The sequence below is a fragment of the Rheinheimera sp. A13L genome, from assembly GCF_000217935.1.
GTDB lineage: Bacteria > Pseudomonadota > Gammaproteobacteria > Enterobacterales > Alteromonadaceae > Pararheinheimera.
Genome location: NZ_AFHI01000001.1, coordinates 75,212 through 90,327, shown reverse-complemented (window position 1 = coordinate 90,327; position 15,116 = coordinate 75,212). Strand labels below are relative to the sequence as shown.

Annotated in this window: 12 protein-coding genes; 9 read left to right on the top strand and 3 right to left on the bottom strand. The window is 45.3% G+C overall.

Going from position 1 to position 15,116, the window contains the following annotated elements; translation table 11 throughout:
• The first annotated feature begins 166 nt into the window (after positions 1-166).
• Entirely contained in the window at positions 167-781 is a 615-nt protein-coding gene (gene yihA, locus RHEIN_RS00360) for a ribosome biogenesis GTP-binding protein YihA/YsxC (RefSeq protein WP_008896974.1), read from the top strand.
• A 783-nt stretch (positions 782-1,564) separates the two neighbouring features.
• On the opposite strand, the gene polA is transcribed toward yihA, so the two are convergent.
• Positions 1,565-4,342: a DNA polymerase I gene (gene polA / locus RHEIN_RS00355; RefSeq protein WP_008896973.1), complete on the bottom strand. Its 2,778-nt coding sequence runs from the start codon at positions 4,340-4,342 to the stop codon at positions 1,565-1,567.
• A gap of 556 nt (positions 4,343-4,898) precedes the next feature.
• Between polA and RHEIN_RS00350 the strand changes: the two genes are divergently transcribed.
• Both RHEIN_RS00350 and RHEIN_RS00345 read left to right on the top strand, forming a co-directional pair.
• A complete protein-coding gene (locus RHEIN_RS00350) occupies positions 4,899-5,297 on the top strand; it encodes a c-type cytochrome (protein WP_008896972.1) in 399 nt (132 codons plus the stop codon).
• 214 nt (positions 5,298-5,511) lie between these two features.
• On the top strand, positions 5,512-8,076 hold the full coding sequence (locus RHEIN_RS00345; RefSeq protein ID WP_008896971.1) for a bifunctional diguanylate cyclase/phosphodiesterase: 2,565 nt from the start codon (positions 5,512-5,514) through the stop codon (positions 8,074-8,076).
• On the opposite strand, the gene rep is transcribed toward RHEIN_RS00345, so the two are convergent.
• A complete protein-coding gene (gene rep / locus RHEIN_RS00340; RefSeq protein WP_008896970.1) occupies positions 8,050-10,065 on the bottom strand; it encodes a DNA helicase Rep in 2,016 nt (671 codons plus the stop codon). The genes RHEIN_RS00345 and rep overlap by 27 nt on opposite strands.
• Positions 10,066-10,226: 161 nt before the next feature.
• Between rep and ubiK the strand changes: the two genes are divergently transcribed.
• From ubiK to RHEIN_RS00315, 6 genes are all read left to right on the top strand, one after another.
• Positions 10,227-10,481: a ubiquinone biosynthesis accessory factor UbiK gene (gene ubiK, locus RHEIN_RS00335; protein ID WP_008896969.1), complete on the top strand. Its 255-nt coding sequence runs from the start codon at positions 10,227-10,229 to the stop codon at positions 10,479-10,481.
• Between the two features lie 24 nt (positions 10,482-10,505).
• Entirely contained in the window at positions 10,506-11,783 is a 1,278-nt protein-coding gene (locus RHEIN_RS00330) for a Xaa-Pro dipeptidase (RefSeq protein ID WP_008896968.1), read from the top strand.
• 130 nt (positions 11,784-11,913) lie between these two features.
• Complete coding sequence (locus RHEIN_RS00325) at positions 11,914-12,264, top strand: hypothetical protein (RefSeq protein ID WP_008896967.1); 351 nt, start codon at positions 11,914-11,916, stop codon at positions 12,262-12,264.
• 86 nt (positions 12,265-12,350) lie between these two features.
• Positions 12,351-12,509, top strand: a complete 159-nt coding sequence (locus tag RHEIN_RS21100; protein WP_008896966.1) for a hypothetical protein — start codon at positions 12,351-12,353, stop codon at positions 12,507-12,509.
• Positions 12,510-12,614: 105 nt separating this feature from the next.
• Positions 12,615-14,123 carry a catalase gene (locus RHEIN_RS00320; RefSeq protein WP_008896965.1) on the top strand — a complete coding sequence of 503 codons (1,509 nt, stop codon included), beginning with the start codon at positions 12,615-12,617 and terminating at the stop codon, positions 14,121-14,123.
• A gap of 136 nt (positions 14,124-14,259) precedes the next feature.
• Complete coding sequence (locus RHEIN_RS00315; RefSeq protein ID WP_008896964.1) at positions 14,260-14,775, top strand: ankyrin repeat domain-containing protein; 516 nt, start codon at positions 14,260-14,262, stop codon at positions 14,773-14,775.
• Here the strand turns inward: RHEIN_RS00315 and RHEIN_RS00310 are convergent.
• The gene (locus RHEIN_RS00310; RefSeq protein WP_008896963.1) at positions 14,772-15,116 is read right to left on the bottom strand and encodes a RidA family protein; all 345 of its coding nucleotides are present in this window, start codon (positions 15,114-15,116) and stop codon (positions 14,772-14,774) included. The genes RHEIN_RS00315 and RHEIN_RS00310 overlap by 4 nt on opposite strands.

Sequence of the window (15,116 nt, the reverse complement as noted above, 5' to 3'; positions counted from 1 at the left end):
GTCCGCGTTGAACCGCCAGAAATCTGGCAACCAAGTTGAATAACCCTATATTTTATGTCTATTTTACACGAATCTTGCTCAGATAGAATCCCATAAATCACAGTAAAGCTTCTGTGGATCTTCAGGATCCGTTACACTATAGCGAAATTTACAGCCGGAGCTGACAGTGTACAAAGCGATCATCAATTATCAGAAAGCAACTTTTCTGACCAGTGCCCCTGATATTAAGGCTCTGCCCGCAGATACAGGTATCGAAGTTGCCTTTGCTGGTCGTTCTAACGCCGGCAAGTCCAGTGCATTAAATACGCTGACACGGCAAAATGGTTTAGCCCGAACCAGTAAAACACCGGGTCGTACTCAGTTAATTAATACGTTTTCTTTATCTGAGAATCAACGTCTGATCGATTTACCTGGTTATGGCTTTGCCAAAGTGCCTTTAGCGGTAAAAGAAAAATGGCAAAAAGCTCTGAGTGAATATCTGATTAAACGCGAAAGTTTAAAAGGCATAGTCATCTTAATGGATATCCGCCATCCGCTAAAAGATTTGGATCAGGATTTAATTCATTGGGCAGTGCAAAGCAATCTGCAGGTGTTATTGCTCCTGACCAAAGCGGACAAGTTAAGTCCTGGGCCGCGTAAAAAAGTACTGATGGAAGTCACTGAAGCCTCTATGGCTTTTATGGGTGATGTCACAGTGCAGGTATTCAGTTCATTAACCAAATTAGGTTTGGCTGAGTTAGAACAAAAGCTGGACCAATGGTATAGCGCAGAACCAGAATAAATTTTTACGAAATACTGAAAAGCAGAGCATAGTCTCTGCTTTTTTTTGGCTGTTAATCAGGGGGAGTAAAGCAAAACTACCTAAGACTGTCTGTTCAGTTGCTCATGGGCCAGAAAAAAGAAAACCGGCCCTTTTTGAGGAGGCCGGTCATAGCAAACGGGGAGAAGCTATTCAATAATTTCAAATCAACAGGGTGTCTTGGATTAACAAGACAGGGCTATTATACATAGAATTATGAATGTTTGAAGTATTTGCTCTAAAAAATCTAGTTTTATTTCAGTTTTTCTGATCAGCAGACAAAAAAAACGCCCCACTGCAAGCAGTGGGGCGGCTAAATAAGCCTTTCTTTCTGGCCACTAAGTAAGCTGTTAAGCGCATTAGTGCTGAAAGATAGAACATCTTACCTCTGTACCCTACGAATTTAATTCTACAAGTGTTGATTAAAAATGCAAGTGGAGAGCTGTAATTAAACTACAAAAATTTAGTGAATTTGTAATTAAACTGAAAAAATGTAGCTTTATTACCAATGTGGATCGCTGATTTTGTTGGTTAATTCTACAATTTAGGGCGAAAATGGCAGCGAATAGCTAACTATTTGGAATCTTTTGTCACTCACATGAATTTTGATGCTTTGCGGTCCATGAACGGGTGTAGGAGTTGGCCGCTCATCCATAAAAAAGCCCCAAACAAGTTGGGGCGAAAAATCAAACTACCAGGAATGGGCATATACACGCTTAGTCAGACTGGGTGTTTTTAACTTAGTTCAGCCTTATGCCAATTTTTTTAGTGCGCCTGATCCCAGTTTGGCCCTGAACCAGCTTCAGCCAGTAAGGGCACATCCAACGAAGCAGCAGATTGCATGATGTTGACCAAGTCTGAGCTAACTCTTTCCAGCTCTTCGGTTTTGACTTCGAACACTAGTTCATCGTGTACCTGCATAATCATGGCGACAACACCCGCAGGTTGTTTTTCCTGCCAGGCTGCCACTTTAATCATGGCCATTTTGATAATGTCGGCCGCTGTACCTTGCATTGGAGCATTGATAGCTGCACGTTCAGCACCTTTTTTCCGGGCCATATTTTTGGCATTAATTTCTGGCAGATACAAACGACGACCAAACAGAGTTTCCACATAGCCCTGCTCATGAGCCTGAGTGCGGGTGCGTTCCATATAGTCCAATACGCCAGGGAAACGCTCAAAATATAAATCGACATACTGCTGCGCTTCAGAGCGGCTGATACCCAGTTGGCGTGCCAAACCAAAAGCCGACATGCCGTAAATTAAACCGAAGTTCACCGCTTTAGCGCGACGACGTTGTTCTGAACTGACCTGATCCAAAGCCACACCAAATACTTCGGCTGCCGTAGCTCTGTGAATATCTTTGCCCTGTGCAAAAGCATTTAACAAAGCCGGGTCGCGCGACAAATGCGCCATAATGCGTAATTCGATTTGCGAATAGTCGATTGCCAGTATGGTTTTGCCTGCCTCTGCAATAAAAGCCTGACGAATACGTCGGCCTTCTTCACTACGGATAGGAATATTTTGCAGGTTAGGTTCAGTAGAGCTTAAACGACCTGTCGCGGCTACCGCCTGATGATAGGAGGTATGCACACGGCCTGTAGCCGGATTGACGGATAACGGCAGTTTGTCGGTGTACGTAGATTTGAGCTTACTTAAACCCCGGTGTTCAGTAATGAGTTTGGGAAATTCGTAATCGTGTGCCAGTTCAGCCAGTACTTCTTCAGCTGTGGACGGAGTGCCTGTTGGTGTTTTTTTCAGTACAGGCAAACCCATCTGTTCGAATAATATTTCCTGCAACTGCTTAGGGGAAGACAGGTTAAATTCTTTACCTGCCATCTGATAAGCTTCCTGCTCAATCTCACCTATACGTTTGGCTAAATCCATACTTTGTTGCGCTAACAAATTGCCATCAATTTTAACGCCGGTGCGTTCCATTTTGGACAAAATAGGCACCAGAGGCATTTCGATGTCGCGGAACACTTTTTGTAAGCCTGAATGTTGCGCAAGCATCGGCCATAAGGTTTGATGCAAACGTAAAGTCACGTCAGCATCTTCTGCAGCGTAAGGTGAGGCTTGTTCCAACGCTATTTGGTTAAAGGTGATTTGTTTAGCACCTTTACCTGCGATGTCTTCAAAAGCTATGGCTTTATGCCCGAGGTACTTCAGTGACAAGGAATCCATATCGTGGCGCGAGGCTACGCTGTTGACAATATAAGACTCCAGCATGGTATCAAAACGAATGCCACGCAGTTCAATACCATGGCGCGCCAATACACTCTGGTCGTATTTCAGGTTTTGACCCACCTTGGCTTTAGTTTCATCTTCCAGCCAGTCTTTCAACCGAGTGAGCACCCAATCACGGTCTAGTTGTTCAGGTGCGCCAACATAATCATGCGCCAGCGGAATATAACAGGCATCTCCAGCGGCTAATGCCAGCGAGATACCGACAATATCGGCCTGCATATAATCCAGACTGGTGGTTTCAGTATCAAAAGCCACCAGTTCCACTTGAGGCAAGCGTTCCAGCAGCTGCAGAAAGTCAGCTTCGGTTAAAATGCAGGGGTAGCTGCTGGTATCAATGCCACTGGCTGGTCGTTCAGCTTCTTGCTCTTCATTCTGTTGTGCTGCTTCTGTGGCTACAGCTGTTGCAGTGTCTTTACCTGCTAACACTTCGCTTAACCAGCGTCTGAATTCACAGGCGGCAAACAGCTCTGCCAATTTGCTCTGATCTGGTGTTTTGATATCTAAGCTATCCGCTTGCAATGACAATTCGACATCAGTTTTGATGGTGGCCAGCTGATAAGACAAGATCAGTTGTTCTTTAAACTCTGTCATTTTAGCCGCTATGGTTTTGCTGCCACGGAAATTCAGCGCTGCTATCTGATCCAACTGCTGGTAGAGCTTTTCTATAGAACCTATACCTTGCAGTAAGGCCAACGCCGTTTTTTCTCCAACACCAGGCAGGCCCGGAATATTGTCTGATTTATCACCCATCAGGGCTAAATAGTCGACGATCAGCTCTGGTCCTACACCAAATTTTTCTGCTACACCGGCTGGATCCAAAATGGTATCCGTCATGGTGTTAATTAAGGTGACATGCTGATCAACCAACTGGGCCATGTCTTTATCACCTGTTGAAATCAGCACATGTCGGCCTTGTTGGCTGGCCTGAACTGCTAATGTGCCTATGACATCATCTGCTTCAACACCGCTGATACAAATCAAAGGCAAACCCATAGCCTCAATGATTTGATGCAAAGGTGCAATCTGGCTGCGTAAATCGTCTGGCATAGGGGGGCGATGGGCTTTGTATTCGCTGTACATTTCATTGCGAAAAGTTGGGCCTTTTGCATCAAACACCACCACCATCTGACTGGGTTTGTATTGGCGCAACAAACTTTTCAGCATATTCACTACACCATAAATGGCGCCGGTCGCTTCTCCTTTGGAATTGGTCAGGTGTGGTGGTGAGTGATAAGCACGAAATAAATAAGAAGAACCGTCGACAAGAATGAGAGGATTGTCCGGTATAACAACCATGATTAGGATCCCTTGATGTTTTGCGTAAGCATGCCACAACAGGGCTGGTTCAGCCAGCTGTAGCTGCGTTTTGGACGTATTGAGTTGATACTTTTTTAAACGAAAAAGCTGTGGATAACTTTGTGGACAGACCATGGCAAGTAACCGGATAATCTCTGTGAAGAGTCCGGCAAGTGATATTTAAGTTGTTGTATTTAAAAGAAAAAGAAGGGTAATGCTAGAGGTTCCCTTATTGTTTTTCTTATTATTCCATTTTGTGGAAAATTATCTCACTTTGGTTTCCTGTCAAAAAGGCGACAGAGTAAGACAATCAAAGTGGGGCAAACAGACTACCACAAAGATTTTCTTTGCACAGTCTTGATTTCAACTTTTTTTGACTCAAAAAAAGGCTGTTAAGATTGAACAGTTATAAGGCGTTATTTCCTGCAAATTTGGCTGAACTTAGTCTGGATTATGGGCTAAGTTAAAAGCCAACAAATACAGGGGCTTCCACTATGAAGGATCCCGGCGTTATAATACCTTAACTTTTGTATGGCTTATTGACAGGATTATCCAGATGAAAAAACTCACTTTCGCCTTAGTGCTGATGACAACTGCTGCAATAGCCAACGTTGCTGCACAGGACGCAGACAACGACGCAATCAAAAAACGTCTTGAACCTGTAGGTCAGGTTTACCTGGCTGGCGCAGAGGTTGCAGCTGACACCGGACCTAAAGGTCCACGCACTGGCGAGCAAGTGTATCAAAGCTCTTGTTTTGCCTGCCATGGCACCGGAGCCTTAGATGCACCTAAAAAAGGTGATGCGACCTGGAAGCCTCGCATAGCGCAAGGTGCTGATTTATTGTTAAAACATGCTATCGAAGGTATTAGAGCCATGCCGGCTCGTGGTACTTGTATGGATTGTTCCGATGAAGAAATTTCTGCTGCCATAGAGTTTATGATCGAAGGCGTGTAAATTTTTTGTGATTAAAAACGCTGCTTTGTGCAGCGTTTTTTGTTCCTTAAAATTTATAGGTCTAATAATTATATTCATAGCTCAATTGCTTATAAGAAGATCTGACCAGCTGCCTCTTTTCGTCTTCCATCTGGTTAAGCTTTGTGCATAATAGGGGGGCTTATACATCAACCAGCTTTGGTTGCCTTGCCTCAAATAAGAATAAGAGAAAAAGTTGAAGGATATAACGACTCTGGATAAAGCCCAGCACCTTGTGGTTAGTCAGTTGCGCCGTTTGCGTAAGCTGGCCGCAGGCTATAAACAGGCTTATATCATTCAGGGCGCCTTATTAAAGCTGTCAGAATTAGCTTCTTGCATTAAAGATATGCGAGAGTTTTACCCCGCCATTCATCGTTTACTGAATCAGCAACTCAAAGCAGATAATTTTTATGTGGTGCTTTGTGATCAGGACCAGCAATTTTTGCTGGAATATTTCGCTGATGAAAAAGACCAACACATTTTATTGGACGCACCTTCCGACGCTTTTGCTTCTGGTTTGACCGGTTATGTCGCCCGTACTAAACAAGCTTTGTTGTGTGATCAGGATGACTATCGGCGACTGGTGGAAAGCGGCGATATCACAGCTCAGGGCACGGCTTGCCAGTATTGGTTAGGTGTTCCTTTATGCCGTGGCGAAAAAGTGATAGGTGTGATGGCGATTCAAAGCTATGACCCACAGTGCCACTACAACCAGCATGATTTGGCGTTGATCAGCAATATTGCCATTCACACAGTAACAGCCATAGACAGAGTCAGAAGTCGGGAATTGCTGGAACAAACGGTACGTGAACGTACTCAGCAGCTACAAACTATCAATCAATCATTGCAAAAAGAGATCCGAGAGCGCACCAATGCTGAACAATTGCAGTCGGCTTTGTACAAAATATCCGAGATGACAGCCAGAAGCACTGACATGATGAGTTTTTATCACGAGGTGTATCAGATTTTGTCTGAACTGATGAAAGCAGATAACTGTTACATAGCGCTGTTAAACGAAGCGGGTGATCGATTACGTTTTCCATTTTATTTAGATCAGTACACTCCGACTCCAACTGAACGCGCTTTGCAAAGTGGTTTAACTGAATACGTGATCCGTAGTGGTGAAGCCAAACTGATCAGTCAGACGCAGTTACTTGATTTAGTCAAAACTGGTGTGGTTGACCGTGTTAAATCAAGTTTTGGCCATTATGCAATGCCAACCAGCTGGCTAGGGGCGCCTTTAATGGTTGGCGATCAGGTCCTGGGCGTAATTGCCCTGCAGTGTTACGACAATACCTATAGTTACAGCGATCAAGAGCTGAATTTATTACGTTTTGTGTCTCAACATATTGCTGTGGCTATTTCCCGCAAACTAAACACAGAACAACAAAAACAACAGCACGAAGAGCTGGAAAAACGTATTTTTGAGCGTACCCGGGAGTTGCGCCAAACCAATTTATTCCTGCGTTTGCAGGTGGAAGAGCGGAAAAAAGCCGAAGAAAAACTCTTTCATGAAGCCAATCATGATGCCTTAACTGGCCTTGCGAATCGGCAGATGTTTTTGATGCAACTGCGCCAGCGTTTTTCCTATCGCAACCGTGAAGCTAATCCACGTTTCGCTTTGCTGTTCATCGATTTAGATCGTTTTAAACTGATTAATGACACCTTGGGCCATCATATTGGCGACCTGTTTTTAATCGAAGTCAGTCAGCGTTTACAGCAAACCGTACGTGAACATGATTTAGTCGCCCGTTTAGGTGGTGATGAGTTTGTGATTTTATTAGGCCAAATTCAAAGTGATCTGGATGCTGAAGAAGTCGCAGAACGTTTAATTGAATCTTTGCGCCAGCCGATGATACTTGAAGGTCAGCAGGTTTGTTCAGGTGCCAGTCTGGGCATTGCCTGTTATCAGGCTGAGTATCAAAACGCTGATGAGTTATTACGGGACGCTGACGCCGCCATGTACCAGGCCAAGTCTTTTGGCCGTAACCGTTTTGTGATTTTTAATGATTCGATGCGTCAGCAAATGCTGCAGGAACTTGGGCAGGAACAAGCGTTGCAGCAAGCTGTTGCTCAACAACAATTTGCGCCAGCTTTCCGACCTTTATTGCAAGGCGAGGCACAAGTTCTGGGTTACCAGGTGCTGCTGGACTGGCAGCAGGGGGATGCAGAACAGAAAGCTGAGTTAAGTCGTCAGGCCACTCAGGCCGGTTTAATGCCTGATATTGAACTGGAACTGGTGCGCCAGCTTTGCCAGAAAAATGCCGGTGCTACTGTATTCAGCATTACCTTAACTAATGGGCATCTGAACAACACAGTGCTTTTTGATAAGCTGTGTAATGTGCTACGCCATTCAGTGTTACCGCTGCATCAGCTGTGTATCGGCTTTAACGAAGCGGATTTATTACGTTTAACCAGCACTCAGCTGGCGAATTTGCATCAGTTAAAGCGGCTGGGCATTCGGTTGTTATTAGACCAGTTTGCTGCCGAAGTGGCTGCATTGGGGTTGTTGGTACAGTATCCATTTGATTTTGTTGTGTTAGACACTGCTTTTAGCCGCAGCTTACAACGCAGTGATCAGCGCAAACAGCTGCTGCAGGTATTATTAAGCCTGGCGCAAACCCATAAATACCGTTTGGTTGCCGCTGTTGCCGAAAATGACGAAAGCCGTGCTTACCTGACTCAGCTGGGGTGCTGCTATTTTGCCGATAGCAGCCCGGTGAGCGAAAACCAATCAGGGCTTTTTCAGCAGTTGGCGTAATCTGTCTATATGCGCCAAACCTGTTTCCTGTCGTTGCTGCTCAGTTTTAACAGGAGCTGCTTTGCTCCATTCCAAATCATCTGCCGGCAATTCATATAAAAACCGGCTCGGTTCAGGTTTAATCACTTCACCATACTGACGACGTTCGCGGGCATAAGTGAAAATCAACTCACGTTGTGCTCTGGTAATACCTACATAAGCTAGGCGACGTTCTTCTTCGACATTGTCTTCGTCTATGCTGCTTTGATGTGGCAATAAACCTTCTTCCATACCCACCATAAAGACATAAGGAAACTCCAGTCCTTTGGACGCGTGTAAGGTTAACAACTGCACCTGATCGGCATCGTCTTCCTGCTCCTGACGTTCCATCATGTCGCGCAAGGTCAGCTTGGTCACCACTTCATTTAAACTTAGTGGCTCTTCGTCGTCTTTGCCTTCGAGCATTTCACTGATCCAGCGATACAGCTCATTGATGTTTTTTAACGCCATTTCAGCGGCTTTTGGGCTGGCGCTGCTTTCAAATAACCAGGCTTCGTAGTGGCTTTGCCGGATCAGATCTTTGACAGCTTCTTTTGGATCAGCACGCAAGGCATTATCGGCTACATGATTAATCCAGTTGGCAAAGTTTTGCACTGACTGCAAACCACGGGCTGGAAGGCGTTCAGCCAGTTCAGGCTCAAAACAAGCGGCAAATAAACTGATATGTTTTTCGTTGGCCAGACTGCCGACTTTTTCTAAAGTAGCAGCGCCTATTTCGCGTTTAGGCGTGTTGATAATGCGCAAAAACGCATTGTCATCGTCCTGATTCACCAATAAGCGTAAATAAGCCATGATGTCTTTAATTTCAGCCCGGGAGAAAAACGAAGTACCGCCTGAGACTTTGTATGGAATTCTGTTGGTGATCAGTGCTTTTTCAAACACCCGCGCCTGATGGTTGCCACGATACAGCAGGGCATATTCTTTATATTGAGTGCGGTTAATAAAGCGGTGCGAAATAATTTCAGCCACCACTTTTTCGGCTTCATCTTCTTCGTTACGGGTGGGTAATACCCGCAAAGGCACACCATAACCCAGTTCACTGAACAGTCGTTTATCGTATTCATGTGGATTATTGGCGATCAGAATATTAGCGGCTTTCAGAATACGCTCAGCCGAGCGGTAGTTTTGTTCCAGTTTAATGACTCTTAAATTTGGAAAATCTTTGCCCAGCAACACCAGGTTTTGCGGTTTGGCACCACGCCAGGAATAAATCGACTGGTCGTCGTCTCCAACCACAGTAAAGCGTTGGCGCTCACCCACCAGCCATTTCACCAGTTCATATTGACTGGTGTTAGTGTCCTGATATTCATCGACCAACAGGTACTGAATTTTTTGCTGCCACTTCTGCCGCACCTGCTCATTGGAAGCAAACAATAAAGTAGGCACCATAATTAAATCGTCAAAATCCAAAGCGTTATAAGCACGAAGCTGCTGTGCATATTGCTGATAGAAATTGGCAAAGCTGATACTTTGGGCGTCAGTAGCGCGGGATAAAGCCTGGCCAGGTAAAGTTAAATCGTTTTTCCATGAGGAGATTTTGCCTTGCAAAGCTTTGAGTAAATCTTTATCCCCTTGCAGTTCATCATCGGTCAGCTCTTTTAACAGCGCCATGCTGTCCTGATCGTCAAACAGCGTGAAGTTGGGCTTATAACCAATAGCGCGGTATTCTTTTTTCAGAATTTCCAAACCTAAAGTGTGAAAGGTGGAAACAGTTAAGCCTCGCAACAAAGGGCGTTCCAGCTGATGTTTAATCCGCTCTTTCATTTCGCGGGCAGCTTTGTTGGTAAATGTTACAGCCGCAATATGTTTGGCAGGTACACCACATTGCTGAATTAAATACGCAATTTTATTGGTGATCACCCGGGTTTTTCCGCTGCCAGCGCCCGCCAGTACCAGGCAAGGCCCACTGATATAATGCACAGCATCGTTTTGTTGAGAGTTAAGTTTCATCAGGCACCTTTTACAGAAGAATGCTAGTTTAACTCAAATTCATCAACCGCAGGCGTGCTGATTGCCGCACAAAACGAGCAAGCAGGGCAAATATGCGGCAGAATAGATCCAACCTGAGCCGAAAGGCTCGTAGAATAAAATACCTCTAAAGGAGATCCATCATGATAGATCCAAAAAAGATTGAAGAAATTGCCAGGCAAATTGGTGCAGCTATCCCACCTAAAATGCGTGAGATGGCCGATGATGTGGAAAGCAAAGTAAAGCAGGTGTTGCAGCAAAAGCTGAGTCAGCTGGAGTTTGTTTCCCGTGAAGAATTTGATGTACAAACTCAGGTGTTGGCCAAAACCCGCGCCAAACTGGATGAACTGGAACGTCGTGTTGCTGAACTGTCAGCTGGCAATGGATCCGCAGACTAAAAAGAAAAGCAGATAAGGAAAGTTATGAAGTTAACTCAGGTATCGGTACTGCTGGCCGGGCTTTTCAGTTCGGCGGTTTGGGCTCAGGTTGATCAGGTGATCCAGACAGGGTATTTGCTGGATGTACGCACCGGCAACTACCAGAAAAACAAAGCTATTCTGGTTGAAGCAGGACGTATCAGCGCTATTGTTGATGCAGACAAGGCGCCAAAAGATGCACAGTTGATTGATTTATCAAAACATTATGTAGTGCCGGGCCTGATTGATATGCACGTGCATTTAACTTCAGACCCACAAAAACACGGCTACCGTGCTTTAGTGGAAACGCCAACCCGTGAAGCCATTTTTGGTGTGGGCGCCGCCAAAGCTACTTTAAAAGCTGGCTTTACTACGGTGCGGAACTTGGGCGCTGCTGGTTTCGCCGATGTGTCTTTGCGTGATGCTATAGAGGATGGTGAAATTCAGGGGCCACGGATGCGGGTGGCGACTCATACCATTTGTATTACAGGCGGACACTGCGACAACAATTTATTGCCTCATATCTACAATTCCAGAAGTGCTGGTGTGGCCAATGGTCCGGATGAAGTTCGGTCAAAAGTACGGGAAAACATCAAGTATGGTGCTGATGTAATTAAATTTACTGCAACTGGTGGTGTGATGTCGAAAAACACCGATGTGAATGCCAGCCAGTATAACTTCGAAGAAATGAAAGCTTTGATAGACGAAGCTCATGACAGAGGCCGTATTGTCGCCGCACACGCCCATGGTTTACAGGGTATTAAACGCGCCATTGCAGCCGGGGTGGATTCAATTGAACATGGCAGCTTTATTGATGATGAGGCAATTAAACTGGCGAAAAAACACGGCACTTATTTAGTGATGGATGTGTATGTCAGTGACTTTATCTTAAGTGAAGGCGAAAAGGCCGGCATATTGCCTGAGTCTCTAGCTAAAGAAAAAACCGTAGGTTTGTTGCAACGGCAAAACTTCCAAAAAGCGGTCAAAGCCGGAGTGAAGATGGCCTATGGCACTGATGCCGGTGTTTATACTCATGGTTTAAATGGTCGTCAGCTGGCTTATATGGTGCAGTGGGGCATGACGCCTTTGCAGGCGATTCAGGCTGCAACTGTCAATGCCGGTACTTTATTAAACTGGAAAAATGAGCAAGGCCAACAAAATGTGGGCGTGCTGGAAGTGGGGGCTTATGCCGATATGGTGGCAGTGCCTGTGGATCCGCTGACTCAAATAAAAACACTGGAGCAACCTGCTATGGTGGTGAAATCAGGTCAGCCAGTGTTATAACCTCTTTTACATAAGCATTAGATTTTCTAATGCTTGTGTTCTGCTTTTTCTCGTCTTTCTTACACAGAGTTGTCATGGCATTGCTGAATAATTGCCCGCAGTTAATCAACTTAAAGCCGGGGAATACTCAATGAAACTTATCACTGCTGCTGCATTTGCTGCTGTTACTTTAATGGCAAGCCAGGCTCAGGCCGCTTCAACTTATACCTATTCGAACACTGAATACTGTGAACTTGCTGCTCAGAATACTGCTGGTAATTTATTACAGGCTTATGCAAAAAAATTGGGTTTTAAGCCTGCACACAGCACTTGCGTGAAGTTACTGAACCCGATGACAGCACAACTGTCTCAGGATGCAGACGCACAAATTCGTGCTTATTCCCGTGGTTCTGCCCGTAAATTACCAGCTTCTTTAATTCAGCAATTAAAAGCTATGCCGGAACAAGAACGTCGTGCAGCTTTGGTTGAAATCTACGGTTAATTCATCGCTTAACGCTGTGCTCCGGCTTGAAAATTGCGTAGAGTAGCCCAAGTAAAGGGCTACACCCAGCAACACGGAGCACACTCATGAGCGAATTTGACTTTGATTTAGACCATCTGGATTTTGATGGTGCTGAGAAAAACACAGCGCAGAAGCAACTGGCGGCTGATCAGTTAGCGGCAGAACAAGCTGCTATGCAGGATGATGAATCAGACGATTGTGCTGGTGGCGCCTGTAAAATCTAATTTGTTTTTTAGATTGATACGATAGCTTTATTTCGTTTTTTAAAATGACCCTTGGAGTCTACTCTGTGTTTGCAGGATAGAGCGAACTCCAAGAGGGTCATAATAATGTTTAATAAATCAGCCTTAGTTTTAGCTTTAGGTTTATCTTTAACAGTACAAGCTAACACCTTAACCAGAGACAACGGTGCTCCGGTAGGTGATAACCAGAATTCCACTACAGCAGGAGCCAACGGCAGTGTTTTACTGCAAGACGTGCACCTGATCCAAAAATTACAACGTTTTGCCCGTGAACGTATTCCAGAGCGTGTTGTGCATGCCCGTGGTACTGGTGCTCATGGTGAATTTGTTGCTTCTGATGATTTATCCGATTTAACCATAGCTGCGCCTTTTGCTAACCAAGGCAAAACGACGCCGGTTTTTGTGCGTTTTTCTACTGTTATCCATGGCAATCACAGTCCTGAAACATTGCGCGACCCCCGGGGTTTTGCAGTGAAATTTTATTCTGATCAAGGCAACTGGGATTTAGTGGGGAACAACCTGCCGGTGTTTTTTATTCGTGATGCGATTAAATTCCCGGATATGGTGCATTCGTTAAAACCTTCCCCAGTCGACAATATGCAGGATCCGAATCGGGTGTTTGATTTTATGTCACACGAACCCGGTTCCACCCAGATGCTGACCTTTGTTTATTCAGACTTGGGCACGCCGGCCAGTTACCGTGAAATGGATGGTTTTGGTGTGCATGCTTACAAATTCATCAATGACAAAGGCCAGGTGCATTACGTTAAGTTTAACTGGCGCAGTCAGCAGGGCGTGAAGTCGCTGGATGCCGATCAGATCACCAAAACTCAGGGCATGGATTTTAATCACCTGACCCGTGATTTGTATCAGAACATCAATGCCGGCAATAACCCAAAGTGGGACTTGTTTTTGCAAGTGATCACGCCGGATCAGCTGGATGACTTTGACTTTAACCCACTGGATGCCACTAAAATCTGGCCTGGGGTGAAAGAACGTAAAGTTGGCACCATGACGTTAAACCGTATGCCGGATAATTTCTTTGAAGAAACCGAACAGTCGGCTTTTGCACCAGCCAATCTGATCCCTGGTATTGAGCCGTCGGAAGATCGTTTATTACAAGGCCGGATTTTCTCTTATGCCGATACTCAGTTGTATCGTTTAGGGGTGAACCATAGTCAGTTGCCGATCAACAAAGCCAAAGTGATGGTAGATAACCACAATCAGGATGGCGCTATGAACTTTGGTAACAGCAAGTCAAACGTCAATTACGAGCCAAGCCGGGTTGAACCTAAAGCTGTAGTGACTGCTGCCCGTGCTGTGGAAACCAGGCTGGACGGTACAGTGATGCAAAAAGCCATCAGTAAGCAGGACAACTTCAGTCAGGCTGGTGCTTTGTACCGCAGTTTCGATAAACAGCAACAAGCCAATTTGATCCGCAATTTGTCCGGTGACTTAGGTGCAGTAAAAGACAGTGCCATCAAACATAAAATGCTGGCGCACTTCTACAAAGCCGATACGGACTATGGCACTCGCTTAACCAAAGCCGTTAATGGCGACATGAAACAAGTGCAGCAACTCGCTAAATCTCTGTAAAACCTGCCCAGGGTGCAGGCCGGCTGGCAGTTGCTGTCAGCTGATCTTAGTTTAAAGCCCTGCGAAGCTCGTATGCTCTGTCCTGCACCCAGAGTGAGTTTCGCAGGCACTCAATTACAGTGAAGGAGATAAGCAGATGCGTAGTTTTATACTGAGTCTTCTGATGGTATCTGGTGTTGTTCTGGCGGAAGAACAAGCGCAGGATCCGCTGCAGCAACTGACATCCTATTTTTTTGCTGCAGCCCGTACTGGCGACACCTTGGTGTTAAATGAATTTTTACAGCAGGGGTTTCCTGTCAACCAGCGCAATCACCAAAGTTATACCGCTCTGATGGTGGCCACTTATGCAGGGCAACAGGCCGCTGTTGAAGTATTGCTGAAACAAGGTGCTGACGCCTGCTTGCGTGATAAAAGAGGCCATACTGCCATGATGGGGGCTATAGTCAAAGCCGAGTGGACCATAGGTAAGATTTTGTATCCCATTGATTGTAAAGAAGACACTTTAGTGAATGCCAAAACACCAGTCACAGATAAAGAGAAAATGACAGTAGCGCAGTTTGCTGAAGTTTTTGGCCAAAGTGAAAAACTGCAGCAACTGGCAAAGGCTGTTGCTGCTCAACAAAATCGTAGTAATGATCCAGCTAAAGATTAAAGTGCAGCTGTGACTTTAATTTCGACTTTCCACAGTGGGTCGGCCAGACGGGCTTCAACAGTAGCGCGAGCTGGTGCCTGACCTTCTGCAACCCATAAATCCCAGGCTGCATTCATAGCGTTATAGTCCGCCATATCCGCCAGATAGATAGTAGTGTCAACAATACGGCTTTTTGTAAGGCCAACTTCAGTCAGCAAAGCATCAATTTGCGCCAGCACATTACTGGTTTGCGCCGTAGCGTCAGCATCCGGATTGTCTGGCACCATACCGGATAAAAACACTAAGCCATTGGCTATTACTGCTTCGCTGTATCTTTTGCTGGGTTGTATACGTTGGATCAT

What these genes read in the sequence shown, in the direction of transcription:
- RHEIN_RS00350 (WP_008896972.1), top strand. Translation starts at nt 4,899, where the DNA reads ATGAAAAAACTCACTTTCGCCTTAGTGCTGATGACAACTGCTGCAATA.
- RHEIN_RS00315 (WP_008896964.1), top strand. Translation starts at nt 14,260, where the DNA reads ATGCGTAGTTTTATACTGAGTCTTCTGATGGTATCTGGTGTTGTTCTG.
- RHEIN_RS00330 (WP_008896968.1), top strand. Translation starts at nt 10,506, where the DNA reads ATGAAGTTAACTCAGGTATCGGTACTGCTGGCCGGGCTTTTCAGTTCG.
- RHEIN_RS21100 (WP_008896966.1), top strand. Translation starts at nt 12,351, where the DNA reads ATGAGCGAATTTGACTTTGATTTAGACCATCTGGATTTTGATGGTGCT.
- RHEIN_RS00325 (WP_008896967.1), top strand. Translation starts at nt 11,914, where the DNA reads ATGAAACTTATCACTGCTGCTGCATTTGCTGCTGTTACTTTAATGGCA.
- polA (WP_008896973.1), bottom strand. Translation starts at nt 4,342, where the DNA reads ATGGTTGTTATACCGGACAATCCTCTCATTCTTGTCGACGGTTCTTCT.
- RHEIN_RS00320 (WP_008896965.1), top strand. Translation starts at nt 12,615, where the DNA reads ATGTTTAATAAATCAGCCTTAGTTTTAGCTTTAGGTTTATCTTTAACA.
- RHEIN_RS00310 (WP_008896963.1), bottom strand. Translation starts at nt 15,116, where the DNA reads ATGATCCAACGTATACAACCCAGCAAAAGATACAGCGAAGCAGTAATA.
- ubiK (WP_008896969.1), top strand. Translation starts at nt 10,227, where the DNA reads ATGATAGATCCAAAAAAGATTGAAGAAATTGCCAGGCAAATTGGTGCA.
- rep (WP_008896970.1), bottom strand. Translation starts at nt 10,065, where the DNA reads ATGAAACTTAACTCTCAACAAAACGATGCTGTGCATTATATCAGTGGG.